Genomic DNA, 23,081 nt, shown 5'->3' on the forward strand with positions numbered 1-23,081 from the left:
AGCCAGATGGAACAGCGAGACTCAGTGTGTCAACCGGTCTACATCATCGACGGCAGCCGCACCCCATTTCTCAAGGCCCGCGGCACCCCCGGCCCCTTCAGCGCCAGCGATCTGGCAGTCGCCGCCGGCCGGCCGCTGTTGGCCCGGCAGGCCAGACTCTCCCCGGCCCAGCTGGATCAGGTAATCCTCGGCTGTGTCGGGCCCGGTCCCGATGAGGCCAACATCGGTCGTCTGCTAGCGCTGCGGCTCGACTGCGGCAAACAGGTACCGGGCTGGACCGTGCAACGCAACTGCGCCTCCGGCCTGCAAGCGGTCGATAGCGCCGCGATCGAGATCGCCAGCGGTCGTGCCGAACTGATACTGGCCGGCGGCAGCGAGGCGATGAGCCGCCAGCCACTGCTGCTGAACATGAAGATGGTCGGCTGGCTCGCCCAGTGGCAGCGCAGCCGCGGCCTAATCGCCCGTAGCCAGCAGCTGAGCCGGCTGCGGCCTGCCCACTTTCAGCTCATCATTGCCCTGCTGCGCGGCCTCACCGACCCCACAGTGGGGCTCTCCATGGGACAGACTGCGGAGAACCTGGCAACCCGTTTCAGCATCGATCGGGAGAGGATGGACCGCTTCGCCCTGGCCAGCCACCGACGGCTACAACAGGCGATGCAGGAGGCGCGTCTCGACGAGATCGAGCCCCTGTTCGATCACCAGGGCCGGCTCTATGACCATGACGATGGCCTGCGCGCCGATTCCAGCCTGGAGAAGCTCGCCACCCTGAAAGCGGTGTTTGATCCACCCTACGGCCGGGTTAGCGCCGGCAACAGTGCCCAGATAAGCGATGGTGCGGCGCTGCTGCTGCTCGCCTCGGAACACGCAGTGGAGCGCTTCCAGCTGCAGCCGATGGGGAGACTCATCGATAGCCACTGGGCCGCACTCGACCCGGCCCAGATGGGACTTGGACCAGTGCACGCGATGGCGCCACTGCTACAGCGCAACCAGTTGGAGAGTGATCAGATCGACGCCTGGGAGATCAATGAGGCGTTCGCCGTCCAGGTACTTGCCTGCCTTGCCGCCTGGCAGGATGGCGACTATCTGCAGCGGGAGCTGGGTATCGAACAGCCAATGGCGCCGATCTTTGAGGAGCGGCTCAATCGCAACGGCGGCGCCATCGCCATCGGGCATCCGGTCGGTGCCAGCGGCGCCCGGCTAGTACTGCATCTGCTAAAACGCCTGCAGCAGGAGGGGGGACAATTCGGCATCGCCAGCCTCTGTATCGGCGGCGGACAGGGTGGCGCAATACTTGTGGAGCGTGTGTGATGGATAGACATTGGCGAATTGAGTGGGACCAAGAGCAGCTCGCCTGGCTCCACTTCGACATGGCCGAAAGCAGCGTCAACCTGCTCTCTCTGGAGACACTCGAGGTGCTCGACAGCCAGCTGCAGAGCCTGCAACACTCTGCTGCCAAAGGCTTGGTGATCCTCTCCGACAAACCCGCTGGATTCATGGCCGGTGCTGACGTGAAGGGGTTCGCACTGCCCTCCAGCGAGGAGCAGATCAAGGCCCATCTGCAGCAGGTGCATGCCATCCTGCAGCGACTGGAAGAGCTGCCCTTCCCAACCCTGGCGCTGATCCACGGTTTCTGCCTGGGTGGCGGTCTGGAGCTGGCACTGGCCTGTGACTACCGCATCGCACGGGATGATCCCGCCACCCGGCTCGGTTTTCCCGAGGTGCGCCTGGGCATCTTCCCCGGTTACGGCGGTACCGCGCGCAGCTTCGAAACACTGGCTCCGCTGGATGCGCTCCGACTGATGCTAAGCGGTCGCAACATCGATGCCCGCCGGGCACTGCATATCGGCCTGGTGGACCGAATCGCTGCCGAGCGGTTGGAACGGATTACCGCCCGCCATCTGCTCAAGGAGGCACCGCCGAAGCAGCGTCCAAAGCTATCGCAGCGAATCCTCAACAGCCGACCGCTGCGCCTCCCGCTGGCCTGGATGGTGGAGCGGCAAACAGCAAAACGGGTGCGCAAGGCGCACTACCCCGCACCCTTTGCCCTGATTGACCACTGGCGGCACGCCGGTGATCAGCGTGCACAGCTGTTTGAGGGTGAGGCCCAGCGAGTCCCCAGACTGCTACGCAGCAAGACTGCGCAAAACCTGATCCACGTCTTCTTCCTGCAGGAGCGGCTCAAATCCCTCGGCAACGACAGCGGTTTCAAGCCGCAGCATCTGCATGTGATCGGTGGCGGAGTCATGGGTGGGGATATTGCCGCCTGGTGTGCTCTCAAGGGGCTCAGGGTCTCACTGCAGGATCGGGAGGCGAAGTATCTCAGCCGGGCATTGGCCAGCGCCCACCAACTCTTCAGCAAGAGGCTCAAATCCCGGCGCGAGGTGCAGGCGGCGATGGATCGGCTGATGCCAGACCCCAAAGGCAATGGCATCGCCCACGCCGATGTGATCATTGAGGCGGTATTCGAGGATACTCGGGTGAAACAATCGCTGTTCCGTAAACTAGAGGCCAGAGCGCGCCCCAATGCACTGCTCGCCAGCAACACCTCCAGCATCCCGCTGGAGATTATCGGCGTGGCGATGCGCCGTCCTGAACGGTTGATCGGACTGCACTTTTTCAATCCGGTTGCGCGAATGCAGCTGGTAGAGGTGGTGCATGGTGAGCAGACCGCCGCTGAGCAGATCAGCCGCGGCGCCAGTTTTGCCAGGCGCATCGATAAGCTGCCGGTGCCGGTCAAGAGCTATCCCGGTTTTCTGGTCAACCGGGTCCTGATGCCCTACCTGCTGGAGGCGATGGAACTGCTTGAGGAGGGCGTCCCTGGGCCGGTGATCGACAAGGCGGCGGTGGACTTCGGCATGCCGGTGGGGCCGATCGAACTGGCCGATCGGGTCGGACTCGACATCTGCCTGGCAGTGGCGAAAGAACTCTCTGCCCACTACCCGTTCAAACTACCGGGACAGCTGGAATTTATGGTTAGAGAGAGCAAGCTGGGATTGAAGAGCGGTGAGGGATTCTATCGCTGGGAGAAAAAACGTCCGCTCAAGCAGCGTTTCGATGCCTTCTATCATGCCCCCAACGACCTGGCCGAACGGCTGATCTTCCGCCTGTTAAACGAGGCAGTGGCTTGCTTTCGCGAAGGAGTGGTGGAGGATGCCGATCTGCTCGATGCGGGGATCATCTTCGGCACCGGTTTTGCTCCCTTCCGCGGTGGCCCCATGCACTACATCAAAAATGGCGGACTACAGCAGATGCGCCAGCGCATTCAAGAGCTGGAACGCCGCCACGGCGAGCAATTCCACCCCGATTCAGGCTGGACTAACCTGGGGAGGGTTTAGCATGTTATGGTTCGACCAAATCAACGCAGGTGTACCGGAACTCGGATGTTCCAACAACGACAATAACCAACGGGTTACAACAACCGTGAACACCGATTACATCAGTTACGCCCAGGCAGACACCCTTGGCGGACTCTTTCAACAGCGGTTGCGCCGCAGCCCGGACGCCACCGCCTATATCGAATACGATCGCGAACAACAACGCTGGATCAAATACAGCTGGCGCGAAACAGCCGCGGAAGTAGCCCGCTGGCAGGCTGCGCTGCAGCGCGAAAAGCTCAAACCGGGCGACCGCATCGCACTGATGCTGCGCAATTGCCGACACTGGTCCATCTATGATCTGGCTGCCCAGGGGCTGGGGCTGGTGATCGTTCCGATCTACACCAACGACCGGCCCGAGAACATCGGTTACATTCTGCAGGATGCTGGGGTGAAACTGTTACTGCTGGAGAATCACGAGCAGTGGCAGAGCCTGCAGCAGATCCAGCATCAGTTGGCCGGCCTGGCACGGATCGTCACCCTGCAGATGGTTGAGTCAGAGATCCCCCAGCCACGACTGCTGCATCTCGACGCTTGGTTGCCCGCCACTGCCGGCGAGTATCAGGCTGTTGATCTCGACACTAACGCCCTTGCCACCATCGTTTATACCTCTGGCACCACCGGTCGCCCCAAGGGGGTGATGCTGAGCCACCGCAACATCCTCTGGGACATCGAGGCCGGGCTCAAGCTGATCGACGTCTTCAGCAACGACCTGTTCCTCTCCTTCCTGCCGCTCTCCCATGCCTTGGAACGCACCGTCGGCTACTATCTGCCGATCGTCGCCGGCTCTCGGGTCGCCTATGCCCGTTCCATCCCGGAGCTGGCGGAGGATCTCCAGCAACTGCGGCCCACGGTGCTGATCGCGGTACCACGTATCTTTGAACGGATCTACAACAAGCTGATGAGCGCGCTGGATGAGGGGCCGACGCTCAAACGCAAGTTGTTTGAGTCAGCCGTGCAGACAGGCTGGCGAAACTTCAACTACCAGCAGGGGCGCGCACACTGGTCGCCGAGACTGCTCAGCTGGCCGCTGCTGGAGCGGCTGGTGGCAAAGAAACTGCAGCAACGACTCGGCGGTCGACTGCGCATCGCGGTATCAGGCGGCGCGCCGCTCACCGCAGAGATCGCCAGAACCTTCGTCGGCTTGGGAGTGCCAATCCTGCAGGGTTATGGCTTAACCGAGACCAGTCCAATCATTGCGGAGAACACCCATGCGGACAACATCCCCGATAGTGTCGGCCTTATCCTACCGGGAATCGAGGCGCGCATCGGTGAGAATGATGAACTGCAGGTGCGCAGCCCGACGGTGATGCTGGGCTACTGGAACAATCCGCAAGCCACTGCCGAAACCATCGATCCAGATGGCTGGCTGCACACCGGTGACAAGGTGAAGATCGAGCAGAACCACCTCTTCATCACCGGTCGGATCAAAGAGATCATCGTGCTAGCCAATGGCGAGAAGGTTCCACCCGCCGATATGGAGATGTGCATCGCACTCGACCCACTGTTTGAACAGGTGCTGGTGATCGGCGAGGGGCGCCCCTATCTGAGCGCCATGGTGGTACTCAATACGAAGCAGTGCGAGCATGAGGGGATCGATATCGAAAACCTCTCAGTAGACGGTGCGCTCAACAAGCGGCTGCTGGAACGTATCAGCAGCCATCTGGGCAGCTTTCCTGGTTATGCGCAGATACGCCGTCTAGCCGTAATTGATGAGCCATGGACGGTAGAGAATAGCCTGCTGACGCCAACCCTCAAGGCGCGCCGCCATCGCATTATCGAGCGCTATTCAGATCAGCTCGAAGCGCTCTACACGCGCCACAGCTGATATCCTCAGGCGTCAGAGCGGGCGTCAGAAAAACAGCGGAAGAAGTTTTTCCGGGTCTGCTTCGCCAGCGCCTCCACTGAAATCCCCCGCAAATCGGCGATGCATTCAGCCACCTTTGCGACATAGAGCGGCTGGTTCGGTTTGCCACGGTGAGGCACCGGAGCCAGATAGGGTGAGTCGGTCTCGATCAAGAGCCTGTCGAGGGGTACTGCCTGCGCCACCTGACGTAGCGCTTCGGCATTCTTGAAAGTGACTATGCCAGAGAAGGAGATATAGAAGCCCATCTCCAGGGCGCGCTCGGCCATCGCCTGATCTTCGGTGAAACAGTGCATCACCCCGCCAGCCTCGCCGGCCCCCTCCTCCTCCATAATCGCCAGGGTATCGGCCTTGGCTGCCCGGGTGTGGATGATCAGCGGTTTGCCACAGCGCCTCGCCGCCTGGATATGGGTGCGAAAACGCTGACGCTGCCACTCCAGATCCCCCTTGCCGTGAAAATAGTCGAGACCGGTCTCACCGATCGCCACCACCTTGGGATGGGCAGCCAGCTCAATCAGCTCATCAGCTGAGGGCTCTTTGCGCTCCCGATCGTTGGGATGCACCCCGACCGAGATCGAGATCTCGGTATGTGCCTCCACCAGCGCAACCATCGCCGGCCAAGACTCCAGATCGATGGAGACGCACAACATGTGTTCGACACCGGCAGCCTTGCTGGCCTGCATGAAGCGTTCGAAGTCGTTATCGTAGGGCGCCAGATCGACACGATCCAGATGACAATGGGAATCCACCAGCATGCTTGCAGGCCTTTAAGTCAGGGGAAAGGGAGAGAGGTCAGAGGGTATGGGTCGGACGATCCGATTTCAGCGCACCCGCGAGAATGGTCTCGATCTTGTTGCGCGCGGCGCCGCCATCCTGGTCGCTGAACTGCACGCCGATACCGGAAGCGCGATTGCCCTCGGCACCGATCGGGGTGATCCAGATGATCTTGCCCGCCACCGGGATGCGCTCCGCCTCGTCCATCAGCGTCAGCAACATGAAGACTTCGTCACCGAGGTTGTACTTTTTGCTAGTGGGGATAAACAGGCCGCCGTTTTTGACAAACTGCATATAGGCGGCATACAAGGCGTTTTTATCCTTGATGGTGAGTGAAAGTATCCCCTGTCTCGCTCCGCCTGCCGGCATGGTTCACCTGTCTCTGATGCTGGTTATCTATTGGCCGCGCGACCCGTCCAGTCGATGGTCAGGCTCTCCAGCAACAGCTGGGAATTCAGATTGGCCTCAACGTCCTGGCGCGCCCGATAGAGGCGCTGAAGATTGCGCTGTAACTCGCCTGAGTCTAGCCGTTCCGCCAGTTGCTTGAAAGTCTCCCGTCGATCTTTATTGAAGAGTGTGACAGGCTGCTCCACTGCCTGCAGCTGCAACAAATCGATCAACCAGCCGCTCCACCACTCGAACAGCATGTTGAGGTCCTGCTTCGCCCAGTCGGCGGCAACCTTGACCGGATCGGTGCGCCCCTCGGCTAACGCAATAAAGGCTGTGAGCAGTGAATCCCGCTGCTCAAGCAGCGCACTGTCATCCAGTTCCAGCGCCCGCAACGGGGCGCCGCCAGCAAGCGCCAGCAACATCCCAGGATCGCCGTGCTTCACCTGTGCCTCGAGCCAGGGCAGCGCCTGCTCTGCCGGCGGGGTGGCAAAACCGATCAGCTGGCAACGACTGCGGATGGTTGGCAACAACCGCGAGGGCCGATCGCTGATCAGTATCATCAGCGTGCCCAGCGGGGGCTCTTCGAGGGTCTTGAGAAAGGCGTTTGCAGCCGAGTTGCTCATCCGCTCCGCCGGGCGCAGCAGGACGATCCGATGGCTGCCGGCGGTTGAAGTCAGAGTCGTGCTGAAGGCAAGCCCGCGAATTGTATCGACCAGGATTTCGCCGCTCTTGCTCTCCGCATCCGGAGCGATGTTGGTGAAGTCGGGATGCACACCACTGGCGAGCAGATGACAGGGCTGACAGTGACCGCAGGGCAGGCCGGAGCTGTCGGGTTCGTGACAGAGCAGTGACTTGGCAAACAGCTGCGCAAACAAATCCTTGCCAACACCTTGGGGACCAGAGAAGAGCAGCGCATGGGGCAGTCGGCCGCTGTCGCGCATCTGCTGCAAACGTGACCAGATGGTGTTCTGCCAAGGGAGCAGCGTCATCATCTATCCTCCCAGGCGCTGGATGAAACGCTCCAGCTCACGACTGATCTGTTGCTGTACCTGCGCCAGGGGCAGCGAGGCATCGATCAGCCTGACCCGCTCCGGCTGATCCGCCGCGATCTGCAGGTAACCCTGACGGACTCGCTGGAAAAAGTGCTGCTGCTCGCTTTCGAACCGATCCGGCGCCGAGCGCTGCCCGGCCCGTGCCAGACCAACTTCCACCGGCAGGTCGAGCAGCAGGGTTAGATCGGGGCGCAGATCCCCCTGCACAAACTGCTCGAGTTGGGCGATGCGCGCCGTCTTCAGCCCTCGGCCACTGCCCTGGTAGGCGTAACTGGCATCGGTGAAGCGATCACACAGCACCCAGGTTCCCTGTGCCAGGGCAGGCAGGATCTTCTGCTGCAGGTGCTCGGCACGCGCCGCGAACATCAACAGCAGTTCGCTGTCGTGGGCCATCCCCTGATGCTGATGCCCCAATAGCAGTTCACGGATCGCCTCGCCCAGCGGGGTGCCACCCGGTTCGCGGGTAAACAGAACCTGCTTGCCCTGCGCTTCCAACTGCTGGCGAATAAAGTCGAGGTTGCTGCTCTTGCCTGCCCCTTCGCCTCCTTCGACGGTGATAAATCTGCCCTGCTTCTGTTTCATCGCTTCAACTGATATTTGCGCACCGCCTGGTTGTGTGCCTCCAGGGTGGCCGAGAATTTATGGCCACCATTGCCGGTGGCGACAAAGTAGAGTGCATCCCCTTCGGCTGGATGCAATACCGCCTCGATCGCTGCCGCTCCCGGCATGGCGATCGGGGTTGGAGTCAGGCCTGCATGTACGTAGGTGTTGTAGGGAGTGTCCTGTTTCAGATCGCGGCGACGGATGTTGCCATCATAGCGCTCCCCCATGCCGTAGATCACGGTAGGGTCGGTCTGCAGCCGCATACGCTTCTGCAGACGCCGGATAAACACTCCGGCGATCTGCGGGCGCTCCTCCGGCAGTCCCGTTTCGCGCTCAACGATGGAGGCGAGAATCAGCGCCTCATAGGGGCTCTTCAGGGGCAGTTCTGACTGGCGCTGCTGCCAGGCCTGTTCCAGCGTCTCTGTCATCCGTGCATAGGCGCGCCGCAGCAGATCCAGATCACTGGTACCCTTGGGAAAGTGGTAGGTGTCGGGAAAGAATCGACCCTCTGGATGCTCGTTTGCATGGCCGATCTGTTGCATGATCTGCACATCTGTGGCACCTCGCAGAGTATGGCGCAATACCGGGTCACGATCTATCGCCGCCATCATCTGCTTGAAGGTCCAGCCTTCGACCAGGGTCAGGCTGTAGTGGGTGACCTTGCCGGCAACCAGCAACTCAAGCAGCTCTATTGGTGTGGTGCCCGCCGGGATCCGATACTCCCCCGCCTTGAGGCGGCTGGCTAGCCCACTCTGGCGCGCCAACAGGCGCAGCAGCAGCGGCTGATCAATCACCCCCAGTTGCTTAAGATCCACCGCCAGCTGGCGTACCGTGTCGCCCTGATCCAGCTGATAGAGCAGCCCGTCGGCGGGCAGATTGAGCGGCATCTCCTGGAACTGCTGGTACTCCATCCAGGCCCAGGCGATGAGGAGACTGGAGACAAAGATCAGGGCGCCAAATATCCGTTGCAGCATAGCGAGTGATTCTACTCCATTGCCTGTCTGATGGGAGAGGCAGAGATGGGATTGATGATTCTGTTGGCATAGAGACTCAGCCTGAGCTGAGGAGTGCTGCATCCCGCTGGCCAAAGGCGCGCTGCCTGACCGTCTCCACGAGCTCGCTCGGAATCAGTTTGGGATCAAATTTGTGTGCAGCGAAGCGGGCCACCAACACGATACCGACCAGGGAGTTGCAAATAAAAACTCCATCTGCCGTGCCCAACTCGTCGACACCCAGATCTCTGATCAGGCAATCGATGCCTAAGGCACGGGCACTCTCCAGCACCAGGCCACGCATTACACCCGCAACCCCGCAACGAGAGAGATCCGGGGTGATCAGCCCACCATTCTTGAGCAGGAACAGATTGCTTTGGGTCCCTTCGATAACCCGCCCTTCGATATCCAGCATCACCCCCTCGGGAATCGCCGGATCATCCCACTCGTTGCGGGCCAGTACCTGTTCCAGTCGACAGAGGTGTTTGATACCGGCCAGCGCAGGATTGATACCCAACCGGGTATCACAGAGACGCAGCTCGATACCCTCACGGAACCAGTAGCGAGGAAAGTCGGGCCAGGGGTGGAAAGAGAGAATGCGCCGGGTGCTGGCGGGCGTGGGAGGACGATAGCCGCGCCCACCGCTGCCACGGGTATGCAGGATCTTCAGAACACCCCGCTGCGCCCCACTGATGAGCGATTCGGCTTCCGACCAGAGTAGATCCCGCGGCAGAGGCGGCAGGCCAAGGCGTCTCTCGCCTTCGGCCAGCCGCGCCATGTGGCGTTCCCAGAGACGTGGTCGTGAAACGGCTACAGCAATGGTTTCAAACAGCCCGTCACCATAGTGCAGACCGCGATCTGAGGCGGGGATTTGCTCAGTAGTGATGCCGTCGATCAGCATACGGAATGGACTGACCTAGAAAGAAATCGGAGCCCGCTGAGGGGCTCCGATCCGGATCATTCAGGCTTGCTGAACACCAGACTGCCGTTGGTGCCGCCAAAACCGAAGGAGTTGGACATAGCCACGTCGATGGTCATCTCACGGGCTGTGTTGGGTACATAGTCGAGATCGCAATCCGGATCCTGGTTCTCCAGATTGATGGTCGGTGGTGCCACCTGATCGCGAATCGCCAGAATGGTGAAGACTGCCTCGGCACCACCTGCTGCACCCAGCATGTGACCAGTCATCGACTTGGTCGAGCTGACACAGAGCTTATAGGCATGGTCGCCAAAGGCGCGCTTCACACCCTGGGTCTCGGCCAGATCGCCGGCCGGGGTCGAGGTACCGTGAGCATTCAGGTAGTTGACCTGTTCCAGGTTGATGCCCGCATCCGCCAACGCCAGCTGCATGCACTTGGCGGCACCAGAGCCATCCTTAGAGGGGGCGGTCATGTGATAGGCATCGGAGTTCATACCCACACCGACCAGCTCAGCGTAGATCTTCGCGCCACGGGCCTTGGCATGCTCATACTCCTCTAGCACCACCACGCCGGCACCGTCGCTCAGTACGAAGCCGTCACGGTCGCGATCCCAGGGGCGACTGGCCGCCTGCGGATCATCGTTGCGCCGGGAGAGCGCACGGGCTGCGGCAAAGCCACCGAGCCCGACCGGTGAGGTCGCCATCTCAGCGCCGCCGGCGACCATCACATCGGTGCGGCCATGGCGGATCATCATCGCCGCCTCGCCGATGCTGTGAGCGCCACTGCTGCAGGCGGAGACGATGGAGTAGTTGGGGCCTTTGAGGCCATACTTGATCGACAGATTACCAGACACCATGTTGATGATGTTGGCCGGCACAAAGAATGGAGAGATCTTGCGCGGGCCGCCATCGATATAGGCCTGGTAGCTGTTCTCAATACCGGTGATACCGCCGATACCGGAGCCGATCAACACGCCGATCCGATCTGCATTCTCCTCAGTCACCTCGAGACCAGAGTCCTCGATCGCCTGACAGCCTGCAGCCACGCCATAGTGGATGAACTTATCCATCTTCTTGGCGTCTTTCTTCGGTACGTAATCGGTGATTTCAAACCCGTAGATCGGCCCGCCGAAACGGGTGGTGAAGGGCCCGACATCGAAATGGGTGATCGGTTGAATACCGCTTTTCCCCGCGAGAATGTTCTCCCAGGACGACGGCACATCCAGTCCGACAGGTGCAATCATGCCAAGCCCGGTAACGACTACCCTTCTTGCAGTCATTGAAGACTACCCCCTAATTGATTTAGGCCCAATAAAGCAAAAGGCCGCACCCCGCAGATACGGGGAGTGATGCGGCCCACACGAAATTCGCCGATTGGATCAGCTGTGTGAGGTGATGTAGTCGACAGCCAGTTGCACTGTGGTAATCTTCTCAGCCTCTTCATCAGGAATTTCGGTTTCGAATTCCTCTTCAAGGGCCATTACCAGCTCAACAGTGTCGAGAGAATCTGCGCCGAGGTCGTCAACAAAAGACGCTTCGAGAGTTACTTCGTCCTCTTTGACACCCAGTTGTTCAACGACAATTTTCCTAACGCGCTCTACAACGTCACTCATCTTCTTAATTTCCTCTGGGATATTCGCCGGCCTACTCTGGCCGATGCGCTATTGTATGCTCAAACTTTCTATGAGAAAAGCATAAACTGTACTTATGCAGCACCACAAAAAAATGAGCGGTTTATCTTAAAATTCAATCGGATAGCTCTATTATTTCGAATAGAGAATCAACTTAAAGCAACTGCTCTTTTAGGCCATATGCATGCCACCATTGACATGCAGTGTTTCGCCCGTGATGTAGGCGCCCGATGCCGAAGCGAGAAACAGCACCGCGTTGGCAACATCCTCGGGCTGGCCCAACTTCTGCAGCGGGATGCTGTCCACCAGCGCCTTGCGCTGTGCCTCGGGCAACTCCCTAGTCATATCAGTCTCGATAAAACCCGGCGCCACCGAGTTGACGGTAATACCCCGGGAGCCGATCTCCCGCGCCAACGACTTGGTAAAGCCAAACAACCCAGCCTTGGCTGCCGCATAGTTGGTCTGGCCAGCATTGCCCATCGCACCAACCACTGAGGAGATATTGATGATACGACCATGGCGCGCCTTCATCATGCCGCGTAGCAGCGCCTTGCTGACCTTGAAAACAGAGCTGAGATTGGTGTCGATGATGTCATTCCACTCCTCATCCTTCATCCGCATCATCAGGTTATCCCGGGTGATGCCGGCATTGTTCACCAGCACCGTCGGCACACCAAAATCGGCGCCGATCTGCTTCACTACGGCATCGATGGAGGCCTGATCGGTAACATTAAGGACCATCCCCCGGCCTTTGATGTTAGCCCCAGCGAAACGCTCACTGATCGTATCCGCGCCGCCCTGAGAAGTCGCAGTGCCGATCACTGTCGCCCCTGCGGCTCCCAAGGTGTCGGCGATCGCTGCACCGATACCACGGCTTGCTCCGGTTACCAGGGCAATCTCGTTTTCCAGATTCATTGCAATGCCTCCAGGGCTTTGGTCAATCCTTCGCTGTCGAACACAGCATAACCGGTCAGCTTGCGGTCGATGCGCTTGTTCAGGCCGGTGAGCACCTTACCTGGACCCGCCTCGATGATGTTCGAGGCACCCTGCGCCGCCATCGACTGAATCGTCTCGACCCAGCGCACCGGACTGTAGAGTTGCTCCGCCAGGCAGCGACGGATCTCATCCGCATCTACCGATTCGGCCACATCGACGTTGTGGATCACCGGAATCGTTGACTTGCTGATGGTAATATCCGCCAGGCGCTCGCTGAGGCGCTCAGCCGCTGGGCGCATCAGCGCGCAGTGTGAGGGAACACTCACCGGCAGCGGCAGGGCACGCTTGGCGCCCGCCTCTTTGGCCAGACCGCAGGCACGGTCTACCGCCGCCTTGCTGCCGGCAATCACCACCTGACCGGGTGAGTTGTAATTAACCGCCTCGGCGACTTCACTTTCCGCTGCCGCAGCACAGACTTCGCGCACCTTGTCGTCATCAAGGCCGAGAATGGCGGCCATGCCTCCGGTACCCTCCGGGACCGCCTCCTGCATGAAGCGCCCGCGATCGGCCACCAGGCTTACCGCATCGGCAAACTGTAGGGCACCGGCGCAGACCAGCGCGCTGTACTCTCCTAGACTGTGGCCGGCCATGGTGACCGGCTGCGGACCGCCTTCGGCCAGCCAGGCACGCCACACCGCAACACCGGCGGCAAGCATCGCCGGCTGGGTATTGCTGGTCTGATTCAGCATCTCCTTCGGACCCTGCTGAACCAGTTGCCAGAGATCGAAACCCAGTGCATCTGAGGCCTCGTTGAAGGTCTCCAGCACCACCGGATGGGTCTCCGCCAGGGCACTGAGCATCCCCACCGACTGGGAGCCCTGACCGGGGAATACGATACAGAAATTGGTGTCGCTCATGATTGTTTGTGCAATCCTGTTTTAGCTAGGGTCAGAATTTGGCGAGCACGGAGCCCCAGGTAAAACCGCCGCCAAAGGCCTCCATCAGCAGGGTCTCGCCGCGTTTGATGCGAGCATCTCGCACTGCGGTATCCAACGCCAGCGGCACTGAGGCAGCAGAGGTGTTGCCATGCTCGTGCACAGTCACCACCACCTGCTCCATCGGGGTACGCAGCTTCCTCGCGGTCGCCTGGATGATGCGGATGTTGGCCTGATGCGGGATCAGCCAATCCACATCCGACTTCTGCATGTTGTTGGCTTCAAGAGTCTCGTCGACGATCCGCCCCAGGGTGGTAACCGCCATCTTGAACACCTCGTTGCCACGCATCTCCATGAAGGCACTGCCCTCGCGTAGCGCGCCGTAATTCCGCGAGATCCCGCTGGGGACCCGCAGCATGTTCTCGAAGGCGCCGTCGGCGTGCAGATGGGTGGAAATGATGCCCGGCTCGTCGCTCGCTTCTAGGACCACAGCGCCAGCACCATCGCCGAACAGCACACAGGTGTTGCGATCGTTCCAGTCGGTGATACGCGACAGGGTCTCCGCTCCGATTACCAGGGCTCGCTTGGCGCTACCGGTTTTGATGAACTTGTCGGCCACACTCACGGCATAGACGAAGCCGGTACAGACCGCCTGCACATCAAACGCCGCCGGGCCATGGATGCCCAACCGCCCCTGCAGCAGACAGGCTGTGCTGGGAAAGACCTGATCCGGGGTGGTAGTGGCGACGATGATCAGGTCGATATCCTTCGCATCGATCCCCGCCATCTGCATCGCGTTGCGTGCGGCCTTCTCCGCCAGATCGCAGGTGTACTCCTCGTCACCGGCGATATGGCGCTTTTTAATGCCGGTCCGTTCGACGATCCATTGGTCCGTGGTATCCACTATCTTTTCCAGATCCTGATTGGTCAGGATCTTCTCCGGAAGGTAGCTTCCGGTACCGATTATGCGGGAATAGATCACGCGCCTTCCCTTTTTTCCAGATGCTTTTCAACCTGGCTAGCGATGCGGCTGAGCACGTCGGTGAGCACCTCTTTACGGGCAATGCCGATGGCATTTTCGAAGGCCAGTTGATCGGCGCCACCATGGCTCTTGATGACGATACCGCGCAGCCCAAGCAGGCTGGCACCATTGTAACGACGTGGGTCGATGCGACGCCGAAAGGCCTTCAGCACTGGCATCGCCGCCAACCCAGCCAGCTTGGTCAGCCAGTTGCGCCGAAAGCTCTCTTTCATGGCGTGGCTGATCATCTTGGCGACACCTTCACTGCTCTTCAGCGCAACGTTACCGACAAAACCGTCCGCGACCACCACGTCGACGCCGCCTTTGAAAACGTCGTCGCCTTCCACATAGCCGATATAGTTCAGCGAACTGGCGGCCAGCAACTCATGCGCTCCCTTCACCTGCTCGTTGCCCTTGATCTCTTCCTGGCCGATATTCAGCAGGCCGATCCGAGGGTTGCTGATGTCGGCAACCGCAGAGACCTGTTCACTCCCCATCACCGCGAACTGGAACAGGTGCTCGGCACTGCAGTCCACATTGGCGCCCAGATCGAGCATGTAGGTCTGCCCTTCGATAGAAGGCAGCGCCGTAATAATCGCCGGGCGATCCACATTCGGTAGCATCTTCAGCACAAAGCGGGAGGTTGCCATCAGCGCACCAGTGTTGCCAGCGCTCACACAGGCATCGGCGACACCCTCTTTGACCAGGTTGATCGCCACCCGCATGGAGGAGTCTTTCTTGCCGCGCAACGCCTTCGAGGGCAGCTCGTCCATCCCCACCTCCTGGGAAGCATGGTGGAACCGCAGGCGATCGCCGAAACTGTGGCCACCGATCTTCTCCCGCAGGAGCGCCTCGTTTCCGACCAGAATCAGGCACACATCAGGATCATTCCTGAGGTAATCCAGCGCGGCAGGCACGACAACCGCAGCGCCATGGTCACCGCCCATGGCGTCGAGTGAGATAGTGACAGCGCTATTCATGCCGCCGTAGGCCCCCCAAAATGCAAAGATCCCGGCACGCCCGTCGAAGACGCGCCAGGAACCTGAATCAGTCGTGCAAAATCAGCCTGAACGGCCTTATTCGCCCTTGGTGTTGATTACCTTGCGGCCACGATAGAAACCATCGGCGGTAACATTGTGACGCAGGTGGGTCTCGCCAGAGGTGGAATCGATGGAGAGGGTTTCACCGGTGAGGGAGTCGTGAGAACGACGCATGCCGCGTCTGGAAGGGGTCTTTTTGCTCTTTTGAACAGCCATGATTTTGCTCCTATATTCAGTTCAAATCAGTATCAATCGATACCTGTTGTATCTCAATCTTTTGTCGCTTTCAGTCCGCTGAGGATGGCAAACGGATTCTCGCGCTCCGCCTCGTCTGCTGCCTCAATCGCCGTATCACCCCTAGCGCCTGTGTCAGTTGCAGTGCACTCATCAGCAGGATGCATCGCCACTTGGGGCAAGGCCAGCAGCAGCTCATCCTCGATCAGATCCTGCAGACTGACCCGCTGATCCTCAACCATCCAGGGATCGAGCGCCTCCGGCAGCTGTTCCGCCTCATCGAAACCTTCGACAAAGGCGATGGCGGTATCGCTGCTGACCTTCAGCCGCACTGCCTTCAGGCAACGCTGACACTCGAGCAACAGTGTCGCCTCGACACGCCCCTTCAGACAGGCCCGGCGGTGTTCATCGCGATAGAATTCCAGCTCAAAGCTGGCGCGCCCCTGATCATCCAGCAGAGACTCACGCAACCTCGACAGATCCTGCAGCGCAACGCTACCGGCAAACGTCTCGCCAAGATCGGCAAACCGCCAAGGATCAAGATGCTCGGGCAACCGTTTCGACATAAGCGCGCGATGATATTATGCAACACGGCCCGATGTCAAAAACATCAGCCCGCTCACGCAGTTAGTCTGAGAATGGGGATTACTGTCCCCCGACGATGGCCAGCAGGATGCCCGCCGCTACCGCAGAGCCGATGACACCGGCCACGTTCGGTCCCATGGCGTGCATTAGCAGGAAATTATGATGGTTGGACTCCAGCCCCACCTTGTTAACCACCCGAGCCGCCATCGGCACCGCCGAGACCCCGGCCGCACCGATCAGCGGATTGATCTTGCCGCCGGTGACACGATTCATCACCTTTCCCATCAGCACGCCAGCGGCGGTGCCGATACAGAAGGCGAAGGCACCCAGCGCCAGAATGCCCAGGGTTTCGAGGCTGAGAAACTTATCAGCCGAGAGCTTGGATCCCACGGCCAGACCGAGAAAGATGGTGACAATGTTGATAAGCTCGTTCTGCGCCGCATGGCTCAGACGGTCCACCACGCCGCTCTCGCGCAGCAGATTACCAAAGGTTAGCATGCCGATCAGCGGCGCCGCCGAGGGCAGAAACAGGATGCAGAGCAGCAATACCGTGAACGGGAAGAGGATCTTCTCCAGCTTGCTGACGTGACGCATCTGCTGCATCACCACGCCGCGCTCCGCCTCAGAGGTGAGCAGGCGCATGATCGGCGGCTGGATGATCGGCACCAGGGCCATATAAGAGTAGGCGGCCACGGCGATCGCACCGAGCAGATCGGGCGCCAGCCGGGAGGCGAGAAAGATCGCGGTGGGACCATCTGCGCCACCGATGATGGCAATCGCGGAGGCATCGGCCAGGGAGAAGTTGAAGCCCGGCACCATATTCAGCGCCAACGCACCGATCAGGGTAATGAAAATACCGAACTGGGCCGCTGCCCCCAGCAGCAGTGTCCAGGGCATGGCGATCAACGCACCGAAATCGGTCAACGCCCCGACACCCATGAAAATCAGTAGCGGAAAGACGCCGGTCTCTATGCCAACATGGTAGATATAGTAGAGCAGCCCACCCTCGCCGCCGATGCCTGCCACCGGGATATTGCTGAGGATCGCGCCGAAGCCGATCGGCAACAGCAACAATGGCTCAAATTTGCGCGCGATTGCCAGATAGATCAGCAGGCCACCGACACTCATCATCAGCAGCTGGCCCCAACTCATGTTGGCAATCCCCATGGATTGCCAGATTGGTTCGAATCCTATCTCCATAGCGTCAGGCAAGTCTCAGAAGGGTCTCACCAACCTGCACGGCATCCCCCTCTTTTACAGTGATATTGCCAATGATGCCGGCGACAGATGCCCGCACCTCAGTCTCCATCTTCATCGCCTCCAACACCATCACCACCTCACCGGCGGCAATGCTCTGCCCTTCAGCCACCTTGATCTTGAAGATATTGCCCGCCAGTGGCGCAACAATGGGGATGCCGTCCGCGGCCACCTCAGGCGCGGCAACCGCTGCGGCTGGTGCAGCAACCGTCGGCCGCACATCAGTAACCGCACCGCCTGGCGTCACCTTAACGTTGTAGGCGACCCCATTGACCTCCACCTGATAGGACTCAGGACCTCCGGCGGCAGCTGCCGGAGCGGCAGTCGCGCTCGCCTCTGGCTCGGCTTCAGTGCCCGGCACCGGCTCGAAGGCATCGGGGTTGTCCCGATTCTCGAGAAACTTCAGCCCCACCTGTGGGAAGAGCGCATAGATCAGGACATCATCCACCTCCGCATCAGCGACACGGATTGCCTTCTCCTCGACAAGCCGCCGGAACTCCGTGGTGAGTTTGTCCATCTCCGGGTCGATCCTGTCGGCTGGACGACAGGTGATCACCTCTTCGCCCTCCGCTAAGACCTGCGCCTGGAGTTCAGCGTTGACCGGTGCAGGCGTTGCACCGTATTCCCCTCTGAGAACACCACCGGTCTCTTTCGCGATGCTTTTGTAGCGCTCGCCCATCAGCACATTGAGCACCGCCTGGGTGCCGACGATCTGCGAAGTCGGAGTGACCAGTGGTATATAACCCAGATCCTTGCGGACCTTGGGGATCTCCTCCAGCACCTCGTCGAGGCGATCGTGGGCGCCCTGCTCGCGCAGCTGGCTCTCCATGTTGGTCAGCATGCCGCCAGGCACCTGGGCCACCAGAATCCGCGAGTCGACTCCCTTCAGGGCCCCTTCAAATTTGGCATATTTCTTCCGCACTTCCCGGAAGTAGGCAGCGATCTCCTCCAGCAGATGCAGATCGAGACCGGTATCCCGGTCGGTACCCTGCATGATTGCCACTACCGATTCAGTAGGCGAGTGGCCGTAGGTCATGCTCATGGAGGAGATCGAGGTATCGATCATGTCGATGCCCGCCTCCGCAGCCTTGACCGCAGTGGCGGTACTCATGCCGGTGGTGGCATGGCTCTGCATGGCGATTGGGATGGAACAGGTCTGTTTCAGTCGGCTGACCAGCTGTTCAGCCACGTAGGGGCGCAGCAGGCCGGCCATGTCCTTAATGCAGATCGAGTTGCAGCCCATCTCCTCGAGCTGGCGCCCCATGTTGACCCAGTAGTCGAGATCATGCACCGGGCTAACGGTATAGGACATGGTGCCCTGTGCATGTTTGCCGGTCTTCAGGGCCGCCTTGACCGCAGTCTCCAGATTGCGCAGGTCATTCATCGCATCGAAGATGCGGAACACATCGACTCCGTTCGCAGCAGCGCGATCGACGAAGGCCTCTACCACGTCGTCGGCATAGTGCCGGTAACCGAGGATATTCTGTCCGCGCAGTAACATCTGCTGTGGGATGTTGGGCATCGCCTCCTTGAGGCGCCGGATGCGCTCCCAGGGGTCTTCTCCCAGAAAGCGGATGCAGGCATCAAAAGTTGCACCGCCCCAGCTCTCCAGCGACCAGAAGCCGACTTTGTCCAGCTTTTCCGCAATCGGCAGCATGTCGTCGATGCGCAGGCGGGTTGCAAACAGCGACTGATGCGCGTCGCGCAGGACGACATCGGTTATTCCGAGGGGTTTCTTATCGCTCATAAGGGAAACAGGCTGTGTGAAGGATAAAGGGAGTCTGTATGCGCGCAACTCTACAGCGAAATCAGACCTGTGTCGTGCGGTAGCGGGTGATCGCTGCTGAAATGACCGCGACGAGATCACTGCGCACGCCGGACTGTGTCACCACCGGCCTTACAGGACTCAATTCATTTGTGCCGTTGAGGGCCGGGGATCGGCTGAGCACTTCAGCCAAACGGGACATGGCTAACATGGTAAACACCAAGATCACCAGAAAGGAAAACACGCCCCCCATCCCCAAGAACATCAACTTCACGCCAGAGAGCATCAGATCAGAAATTAGCATAGGCACAGAGCACCCTTGGTTTTTTCAGTGTGGACGTTGTACGTTCTCTCAGCGCCCCTTGTCAAGGAGATAAAACATTAAGTATATCTAATTACCTATTGTTTTTATTGGAAAATGTACTGTTATATTAATATTATTCATAGTCTGTATTGCAATACTCAATCCTAAAAAATACTCCTCTTAGGAAAAGCAATACTTGATTACGACCCGTATTCCCAACAGATGACACTCCACTTTATTTGCTAAAATGCGCACCTCATCCCCTTCAACCCATTGTTAAATAGAATGTAAATCATGCACGGAAAAGACAGGATGGGCGAACGCACGTTGGTGCTCGCCTCCACCTCCCCGTTTCGCAAAGAATTGCTCGCCCGCCTCGGCTTATCCTTCACCACGGCTTCGCCAGAGGTGGATGAATCACCCCTCGATGGGGAGACGCCTGATGCGCTGGTGCAGCGACTTGCCCTGAAGAAGGCGCAAGCGGTGGCCGGGCAATTCCCCAACGCCCTGATCATCGGCTCAGACCAAGTAGCGACCATCGATGAACGCATTCTCGGCAAGCCAGGAGACCACGAACGGGCGTTGGAACAACTTAGCGCCGCAGCGGGACGCCGGGTGACCTTCTATACCGGGCTCTGCCTGCTCAATAGTGCCAGCAGCGAGTCACAGATCATCTGTGAGCCATTTCATGTTCATTTTCGGCCACTGGATGCCGCAGCCATTGACGACTATCTAAGGAGGGAACAACCTTATAACTGTGCCGGTTCGTTTAAATCAGAGGGGCTTGGCATCACACTGTTTGAGAAACTCGAAGGTAACGACCCCAATGCCCTGATCGGCCTGCCGCTGATCCGGCTGGTCGGGATGTTGGAAGAGGAAGGGGTTGCGGTGATTGGAGCATAATGCTTCAACACCCAGAATCAGCATATACGCGCTCTTCCTCGCCATGTAAGGGCACATGGGCGGGCATCAGGTCGTGCACGCTGGCTGCGGTATCACCAGACTGTGGACCAGACCAAAAGTCTCATCAACGCCGACATGGGTCTTCATGCCAAAGCACCATTAATTGCCTTTTTTCGTCTGATGCATATCTGGGTCACGTTTGCCTTCCCGGCTTTTGGTAGAACTGGGCGCATCAATCAGGCTGGCATCAATGATCGTACCTTCCCGTAACAGGAGTCCTGCGTTCACCCAGGTAGGCTGAAACTTCATCAAATAACTGTTTTCCAAGTTGATGCTGTTCCAGCAGGTGCCGAAAATTCAGGGTGGTGGTTTCATCGAGGATACGCTTCCTAAATAGCGATAACCCGGCAAACTGACGCGGAGGTGATTTCATACAGGACAAAGCGGGGGGATGGCCGCCAGCCCTATCCCCTGTCGAGCCTGCTTCGCATTCACTGACTGCAGCATTGATATGAACTGAGTGATCCCGCGATGGAGTTTGGGATAGTGAGGGGCTATCCGCTCTTCCAGTCGCTTCCAAGGGATGCTCTTATCCATCTCCAGCAGAAACTTCTCCCGGCGGGTCTGTTTTCGTTTGGCGGCATGCTCCGCATCTGAGAAGCTCATCGGGTCGATGCTCTTATCTCGTAAAACTGGAAAGTACTATTATCACTCATTCCAGGGGCTTGTTCAGAGTTTCCCTAACTGACAGAAGCTGGCACCGAAAGAGAAAAAACAAAGAGAAAAAACTGCGCGCAAAACTCCTTTCCCTAACTTACAATCAAAAAGCGCTTTCCTTTTTGTATGACATTGCCCCAACAGCCAAACTCTACAGCAGAGCCGCCACCGACGTCCGCACTAGCACCACCAGCCGCGGCATTGTTTTCCATAACAAACTCGCCATTTTAACAGGCAAATTTCATCACTGCTCCGTGGCGGGTAATATGATACTAAGAAGAGGACTTTATAGAGCAATTTTCCTGGGATAAGTATCAATCAAGATCCTTAAATTTTAGGTCTAATTTACACTACTCGACGTGGAATATTAATCATGGAAATTAAAAACATATTATCTTTCTTTTTTCTATCGTGTTGTTTTGTTCTATTCAAGCTGCTGACCATTTAGCAGACTCCTGCCATCAGGCCATTCTGATCCGTAGATAGGCAATTCAATCGAAAAAACAATGCAGCCAATACAAAGAAGCCACGGAAACACCGTTGCAAAGACTCTCATATTCTGTCTGCTATCTTTAATCAGCTTGACCTGCCTAGCAGCCGAACCCAGCGATGTATTTATCGGCCTGAAGATCGACCAGATCACCGGCATCAATCAGAAGGAGGAGAACTTCAGCGTTGTCGGCAGCCTGCGCATCGACTGGCGCCAGCCGCTGCTGGCATTCGAGCACGCCCCCGGTGAACCAAAACACCGCACCTACACCCTTGCCACTTTTCTCAAACTATTAGAAGAGAAGCAAATCCGCTGGCCGGCCTTCACCTACCATAACCAGCAGGGGCGAATGGACTTCCAGAACCGCCTCATCTCCCTCGCGGAGGATGGTACCATCATGTACCTCGAACGATTCACCTCCACCTTCCAGGCCCCAGCGTTCGACTTCCGGCTGTTTCCATTCGACAACCAACTCTTTTTCATCCATGTGGATTCGATCTTCCCACAGCGTCTATTCCGATTTCAGGAGATGCAGGGGTTCAGCGGACTGGGGGATCAGTTAGGCGAAGAGGAGTGGATCGTCACCGAGGTGAATACCCACCTGACGACCCACAATGAATTTACCAAAGGGGATGCCTCCCGCTTCGTGCTGGAGTTCCACGCCGAGCGCCATCTCAATTACTATCTGATGCGGATTTTGATCCCGGTGCTGCTGATCATCACCGTCTCCTGGTTCACCTTCTTCCTGCAGGACTACACCAAGCGCATCGATCTGGCCGGCGGCAATCTGTTGCTCTTCATCGCCTTCAACTTCACCATCTCCAGTGACCTGCCCCGGCTCGGCTACATCACCCTGATGGATGCCTTTCTCGTCGGCACCTTCATCATCACTGCCCTGGTGGTATTGGGTAATGTCTGGCTACGGCGCTTGGAAAATCACGGCAAACAAGCACTCGCGAGAAAGCTCGACATCTACGCTATCACCAGTTACCCACTGGCCTACCTCCTCGGTGCCCTCACCCTGTGGTTACTCTTTTTCTGGCGATCATACTGACCGTCGCTTCGTCGCTGATCTGCCAGAAAACGGAGCAGTTCTATCGTAGCAAAGAGCCCAATGCTCTCCGCAGGTGATCTCCGCCTACAGCTAGGCCTTCGATTCCGCTAGACCGCCCCTTCATTGGTATATTCAATCTAATGTATTGATTCCATTTATTTTAATGGTTTGTATTAAAAACATTTGGTAGATTAATAATCGCCACCTGCCTAGACTCCCTCAAAAGTTATAGGTTTATTAC

General features: G+C 58.5%; 22 protein-coding genes and 2 pseudogenes. 5 read left to right on the top strand and 19 right to left on the bottom strand.

Features of this window, described 5'->3' with window-relative positions; translation table 11 throughout:
• Positions 1-6: 6 nt before the first annotated feature.
• The 3 genes from Ga0074115_RS03700 to Ga0074115_RS03710 all read left to right on the top strand — a co-directional run bounded on the left by Ga0074115_RS03700 (position 7) and on the right by Ga0074115_RS03710 (position 5,202).
• A complete protein-coding gene (locus tag Ga0074115_RS03700; RefSeq protein ID WP_057956511.1) occupies positions 7-1,308 on the top strand; it encodes an acetyl-CoA C-acetyltransferase in 1,302 nt (433 codons plus the stop codon).
• Positions 1,308-3,335, top strand: a complete 2,028-nt coding sequence (locus Ga0074115_RS03705; RefSeq protein ID WP_060528219.1) for a 3-hydroxyacyl-CoA dehydrogenase NAD-binding domain-containing protein — start codon at positions 1,308-1,310, stop codon at positions 3,333-3,335. The genes Ga0074115_RS03700 and Ga0074115_RS03705 overlap by 1 nt, the downstream gene beginning before the upstream one ends.
• 85 nt (positions 3,336-3,420) lie before the next feature.
• Positions 3,421-5,202, top strand: coding sequence for an AMP-dependent synthetase/ligase (locus Ga0074115_RS03710; protein ID WP_057956517.1), 1,782 nt, complete (start codon positions 3,421-3,423; stop codon positions 5,200-5,202).
• A 5-nt stretch (positions 5,203-5,207) separates the two neighbouring features.
• On the opposite strand, the gene Ga0074115_RS03715 is transcribed toward Ga0074115_RS03710, so the two are convergent.
• The 17 genes from Ga0074115_RS03715 to Ga0074115_RS03795 all read right to left on the bottom strand — a co-directional run bounded on the left by Ga0074115_RS03715 (position 5,208) and on the right by Ga0074115_RS03795 (position 19,676).
• Positions 5,208-5,993, bottom strand: coding sequence for a TatD family hydrolase (locus tag Ga0074115_RS03715; protein WP_057956513.1), 786 nt, complete (start codon positions 5,991-5,993; stop codon positions 5,208-5,210).
• A gap of 37 nt (positions 5,994-6,030) precedes the next feature.
• Positions 6,031-6,381 (bottom strand): PilZ domain-containing protein, encoded by a 351-nt coding sequence (locus Ga0074115_RS03720; RefSeq protein WP_005960723.1) that lies wholly within the window; start codon positions 6,379-6,381, stop codon positions 6,031-6,033.
• Between the two features lie 23 nt (positions 6,382-6,404).
• Positions 6,405-7,394, bottom strand: coding sequence for a DNA polymerase III subunit delta' (locus Ga0074115_RS03725; protein ID WP_060528220.1), 990 nt, complete (start codon positions 7,392-7,394; stop codon positions 6,405-6,407).
• Positions 7,395-8,036: a dTMP kinase gene (gene tmk / locus Ga0074115_RS03730; protein ID WP_005960721.1), complete on the bottom strand. Its 642-nt coding sequence runs from the start codon at positions 8,034-8,036 to the stop codon at positions 7,395-7,397.
• Positions 8,033-9,031, bottom strand: a complete 999-nt coding sequence (gene mltG, locus Ga0074115_RS03735; RefSeq protein ID WP_082626822.1) for an endolytic transglycosylase MltG — start codon at positions 9,029-9,031, stop codon at positions 8,033-8,035. Before mltG ends, tmk begins: the two co-directional genes overlap by 4 nt.
• 76 nt (positions 9,032-9,107) lie before the next feature.
• On the bottom strand, positions 9,108-9,950 hold the full coding sequence (pabC, locus tag Ga0074115_RS03740) for an aminodeoxychorismate lyase (RefSeq protein ID WP_060528221.1): 843 nt from the start codon (positions 9,948-9,950) through the stop codon (positions 9,108-9,110).
• A 56-nt stretch (positions 9,951-10,006) separates the two neighbouring features.
• Positions 10,007-11,248 (bottom strand): beta-ketoacyl-ACP synthase II, encoded by a 1,242-nt coding sequence (fabF, locus tag Ga0074115_RS03745; protein ID WP_005960718.1) that lies wholly within the window; start codon positions 11,246-11,248, stop codon positions 10,007-10,009.
• A 99-nt stretch (positions 11,249-11,347) separates the two neighbouring features.
• The gene (acpP, locus tag Ga0074115_RS03750) at positions 11,348-11,581 is read right to left on the bottom strand and encodes an acyl carrier protein (protein WP_005960717.1); all 234 of its coding nucleotides are present in this window, start codon (positions 11,579-11,581) and stop codon (positions 11,348-11,350) included.
• A 189-nt stretch (positions 11,582-11,770) separates the two neighbouring features.
• Positions 11,771-12,514, bottom strand: a complete 744-nt coding sequence (fabG, locus tag Ga0074115_RS03755) for a 3-oxoacyl-ACP reductase FabG (protein WP_005960716.1) — start codon at positions 12,512-12,514, stop codon at positions 11,771-11,773.
• Positions 12,511-13,452 carry an ACP S-malonyltransferase gene (fabD, locus tag Ga0074115_RS03760; RefSeq protein ID WP_057956188.1) on the bottom strand — a complete coding sequence of 314 codons (942 nt, stop codon included), beginning with the start codon at positions 13,450-13,452 and terminating at the stop codon, positions 12,511-12,513. The genes fabG and fabD overlap by 4 nt, the downstream gene beginning before the upstream one ends.
• 31 nt (positions 13,453-13,483) lie before the next feature.
• Positions 13,484-14,452, bottom strand: a complete 969-nt coding sequence (locus Ga0074115_RS03765) for a beta-ketoacyl-ACP synthase III (protein WP_057956189.1) — start codon at positions 14,450-14,452, stop codon at positions 13,484-13,486.
• Entirely contained in the window at positions 14,449-15,471 is a 1,023-nt protein-coding gene (plsX, locus tag Ga0074115_RS03770) for a phosphate acyltransferase PlsX (RefSeq protein ID WP_057956190.1), read from the bottom strand. The genes Ga0074115_RS03765 and plsX overlap by 4 nt, the downstream gene beginning before the upstream one ends.
• A 96-nt stretch (positions 15,472-15,567) precedes the next feature.
• The gene (gene rpmF, locus Ga0074115_RS03775; protein WP_005959210.1) at positions 15,568-15,747 is read right to left on the bottom strand and encodes a 50S ribosomal protein L32; all 180 of its coding nucleotides are present in this window, start codon (positions 15,745-15,747) and stop codon (positions 15,568-15,570) included.
• Between the two features lie 53 nt (positions 15,748-15,800).
• Entirely contained in the window at positions 15,801-16,331 is a 531-nt protein-coding gene (locus Ga0074115_RS03780; RefSeq protein ID WP_057956191.1) for a YceD family protein, read from the bottom strand.
• Positions 16,332-16,410: 79 nt separating this feature from the next.
• A complete protein-coding gene (locus Ga0074115_RS03785; RefSeq protein WP_057956192.1) occupies positions 16,411-17,550 on the bottom strand; it encodes a sodium ion-translocating decarboxylase subunit beta in 1,140 nt (379 codons plus the stop codon).
• A gap of 4 nt (positions 17,551-17,554) precedes the next feature.
• Complete coding sequence (gene oadA / locus Ga0074115_RS03790; RefSeq protein ID WP_060528222.1) at positions 17,555-19,354, bottom strand: sodium-extruding oxaloacetate decarboxylase subunit alpha; 1,800 nt, start codon at positions 19,352-19,354, stop codon at positions 17,555-17,557.
• A 61-nt stretch (positions 19,355-19,415) separates the two neighbouring features.
• Positions 19,416-19,676: an OadG family protein gene (locus Ga0074115_RS03795; protein WP_057956194.1), complete on the bottom strand. Its 261-nt coding sequence runs from the start codon at positions 19,674-19,676 to the stop codon at positions 19,416-19,418.
• A gap of 312 nt (positions 19,677-19,988) precedes the next feature.
• Between Ga0074115_RS03795 and Ga0074115_RS03800 the strand changes: the two genes are divergently transcribed.
• Complete coding sequence (locus Ga0074115_RS03800; RefSeq protein WP_057956195.1) at positions 19,989-20,579, top strand: Maf family protein; 591 nt, start codon at positions 19,989-19,991, stop codon at positions 20,577-20,579.
• A 10-nt stretch (positions 20,580-20,589) separates the two neighbouring features.
• Here Ga0074115_RS03800 and Ga0074115_RS16560 read toward each other — a convergent pair.
• Both Ga0074115_RS16560 and Ga0074115_RS17210 read right to left on the bottom strand, forming a co-directional pair.
• Positions 20,590-21,019 (bottom strand): annotated as a pseudogene (locus Ga0074115_RS16560) (IS5 family transposase); the annotation flags it as partial.
• 90 nt (positions 21,020-21,109) lie between these two features.
• Positions 21,110-21,245: pseudogene (locus Ga0074115_RS17210) on the bottom strand (IS5/IS1182 family transposase); the annotation flags it as partial.
• 632 nt (positions 21,246-21,877) lie between these two features.
• On the opposite strand from Ga0074115_RS17210, the gene Ga0074115_RS03815 reads away from it, so the two are divergent.
• Positions 21,878-22,840 carry a ligand-gated ion channel gene (locus Ga0074115_RS03815; protein ID WP_232432885.1) on the top strand — a complete coding sequence of 321 codons (963 nt, stop codon included), beginning with the start codon at positions 21,878-21,880 and terminating at the stop codon, positions 22,838-22,840.
• Positions 22,841-23,081 lie beyond the last annotated feature (241 nt).

It is taken from the genome of endosymbiont of Ridgeia piscesae, assembly GCF_001443665.1.
Lineage (GTDB): Bacteria > Pseudomonadota > Gammaproteobacteria > Chromatiales > Chromatiaceae > Endoriftia > Endoriftia persephonae.

What these genes read in the sequence shown, in the direction of transcription:
- Ga0074115_RS03700 (WP_057956511.1), top strand. Translation starts at nt 7, where the DNA reads ATGGAACAGCGAGACTCAGTGTGTCAACCGGTCTACATCATCGACGGC.
- Ga0074115_RS03705 (WP_060528219.1), top strand. Translation starts at nt 1,308, where the DNA reads ATGGATAGACATTGGCGAATTGAGTGGGACCAAGAGCAGCTCGCCTGG.
- Ga0074115_RS03715 (WP_057956513.1), bottom strand. Translation starts at nt 5,993, where the DNA reads ATGCTGGTGGATTCCCATTGTCATCTGGATCGTGTCGATCTGGCGCCC.
- Ga0074115_RS03720 (WP_005960723.1), bottom strand. Translation starts at nt 6,381, where the DNA reads ATGCCGGCAGGCGGAGCGAGACAGGGGATACTTTCACTCACCATCAAG.
- Ga0074115_RS03725 (WP_060528220.1), bottom strand. Translation starts at nt 7,394, where the DNA reads ATGATGACGCTGCTCCCTTGGCAGAACACCATCTGGTCACGTTTGCAG.
- tmk (WP_005960721.1), bottom strand. Translation starts at nt 8,036, where the DNA reads ATGAAACAGAAGCAGGGCAGATTTATCACCGTCGAAGGAGGCGAAGGG.
- mltG (WP_082626822.1), bottom strand. Translation starts at nt 9,031, where the DNA reads ATGCTGCAACGGATATTTGGCGCCCTGATCTTTGTCTCCAGTCTCCTC.
- pabC (WP_060528221.1), bottom strand. Translation starts at nt 9,950, where the DNA reads ATGCTGATCGACGGCATCACTACTGAGCAAATCCCCGCCTCAGATCGC.
- fabF (WP_005960718.1), bottom strand. Translation starts at nt 11,248, where the DNA reads ATGACTGCAAGAAGGGTAGTCGTTACCGGGCTTGGCATGATTGCACCT.
- acpP (WP_005960717.1), bottom strand. Translation starts at nt 11,581, where the DNA reads ATGAGTGACGTTGTAGAGCGCGTTAGGAAAATTGTCGTTGAACAACTG.
- fabG (WP_005960716.1), bottom strand. Translation starts at nt 12,514, where the DNA reads ATGAATCTGGAAAACGAGATTGCCCTGGTAACCGGAGCAAGCCGTGGT.
- fabD (WP_057956188.1), bottom strand. Translation starts at nt 13,452, where the DNA reads ATGAGCGACACCAATTTCTGTATCGTATTCCCCGGTCAGGGCTCCCAG.
- plsX (WP_057956190.1), bottom strand. Translation starts at nt 15,471, where the DNA reads ATGAATAGCGCTGTCACTATCTCACTCGACGCCATGGGCGGTGACCAT.
- rpmF (WP_005959210.1), bottom strand. Translation starts at nt 15,747, where the DNA reads ATGGCTGTTCAAAAGAGCAAAAAGACCCCTTCCAGACGCGGCATGCGT.
- Ga0074115_RS03780 (WP_057956191.1), bottom strand. Translation starts at nt 16,331, where the DNA reads ATGTCGAAACGGTTGCCCGAGCATCTTGATCCTTGGCGGTTTGCCGAT.
- Ga0074115_RS03785 (WP_057956192.1), bottom strand. Translation starts at nt 17,550, where the DNA reads ATGGAGATAGGATTCGAACCAATCTGGCAATCCATGGGGATTGCCAAC.
- oadA (WP_060528222.1), bottom strand. Translation starts at nt 19,354, where the DNA reads ATGAGCGATAAGAAACCCCTCGGAATAACCGATGTCGTCCTGCGCGAC.
- Ga0074115_RS03795 (WP_057956194.1), bottom strand. Translation starts at nt 19,676, where the DNA reads ATGCTAATTTCTGATCTGATGCTCTCTGGCGTGAAGTTGATGTTCTTG.
- Ga0074115_RS03800 (WP_057956195.1), top strand. Translation starts at nt 19,989, where the DNA reads ATGGGCGAACGCACGTTGGTGCTCGCCTCCACCTCCCCGTTTCGCAAA.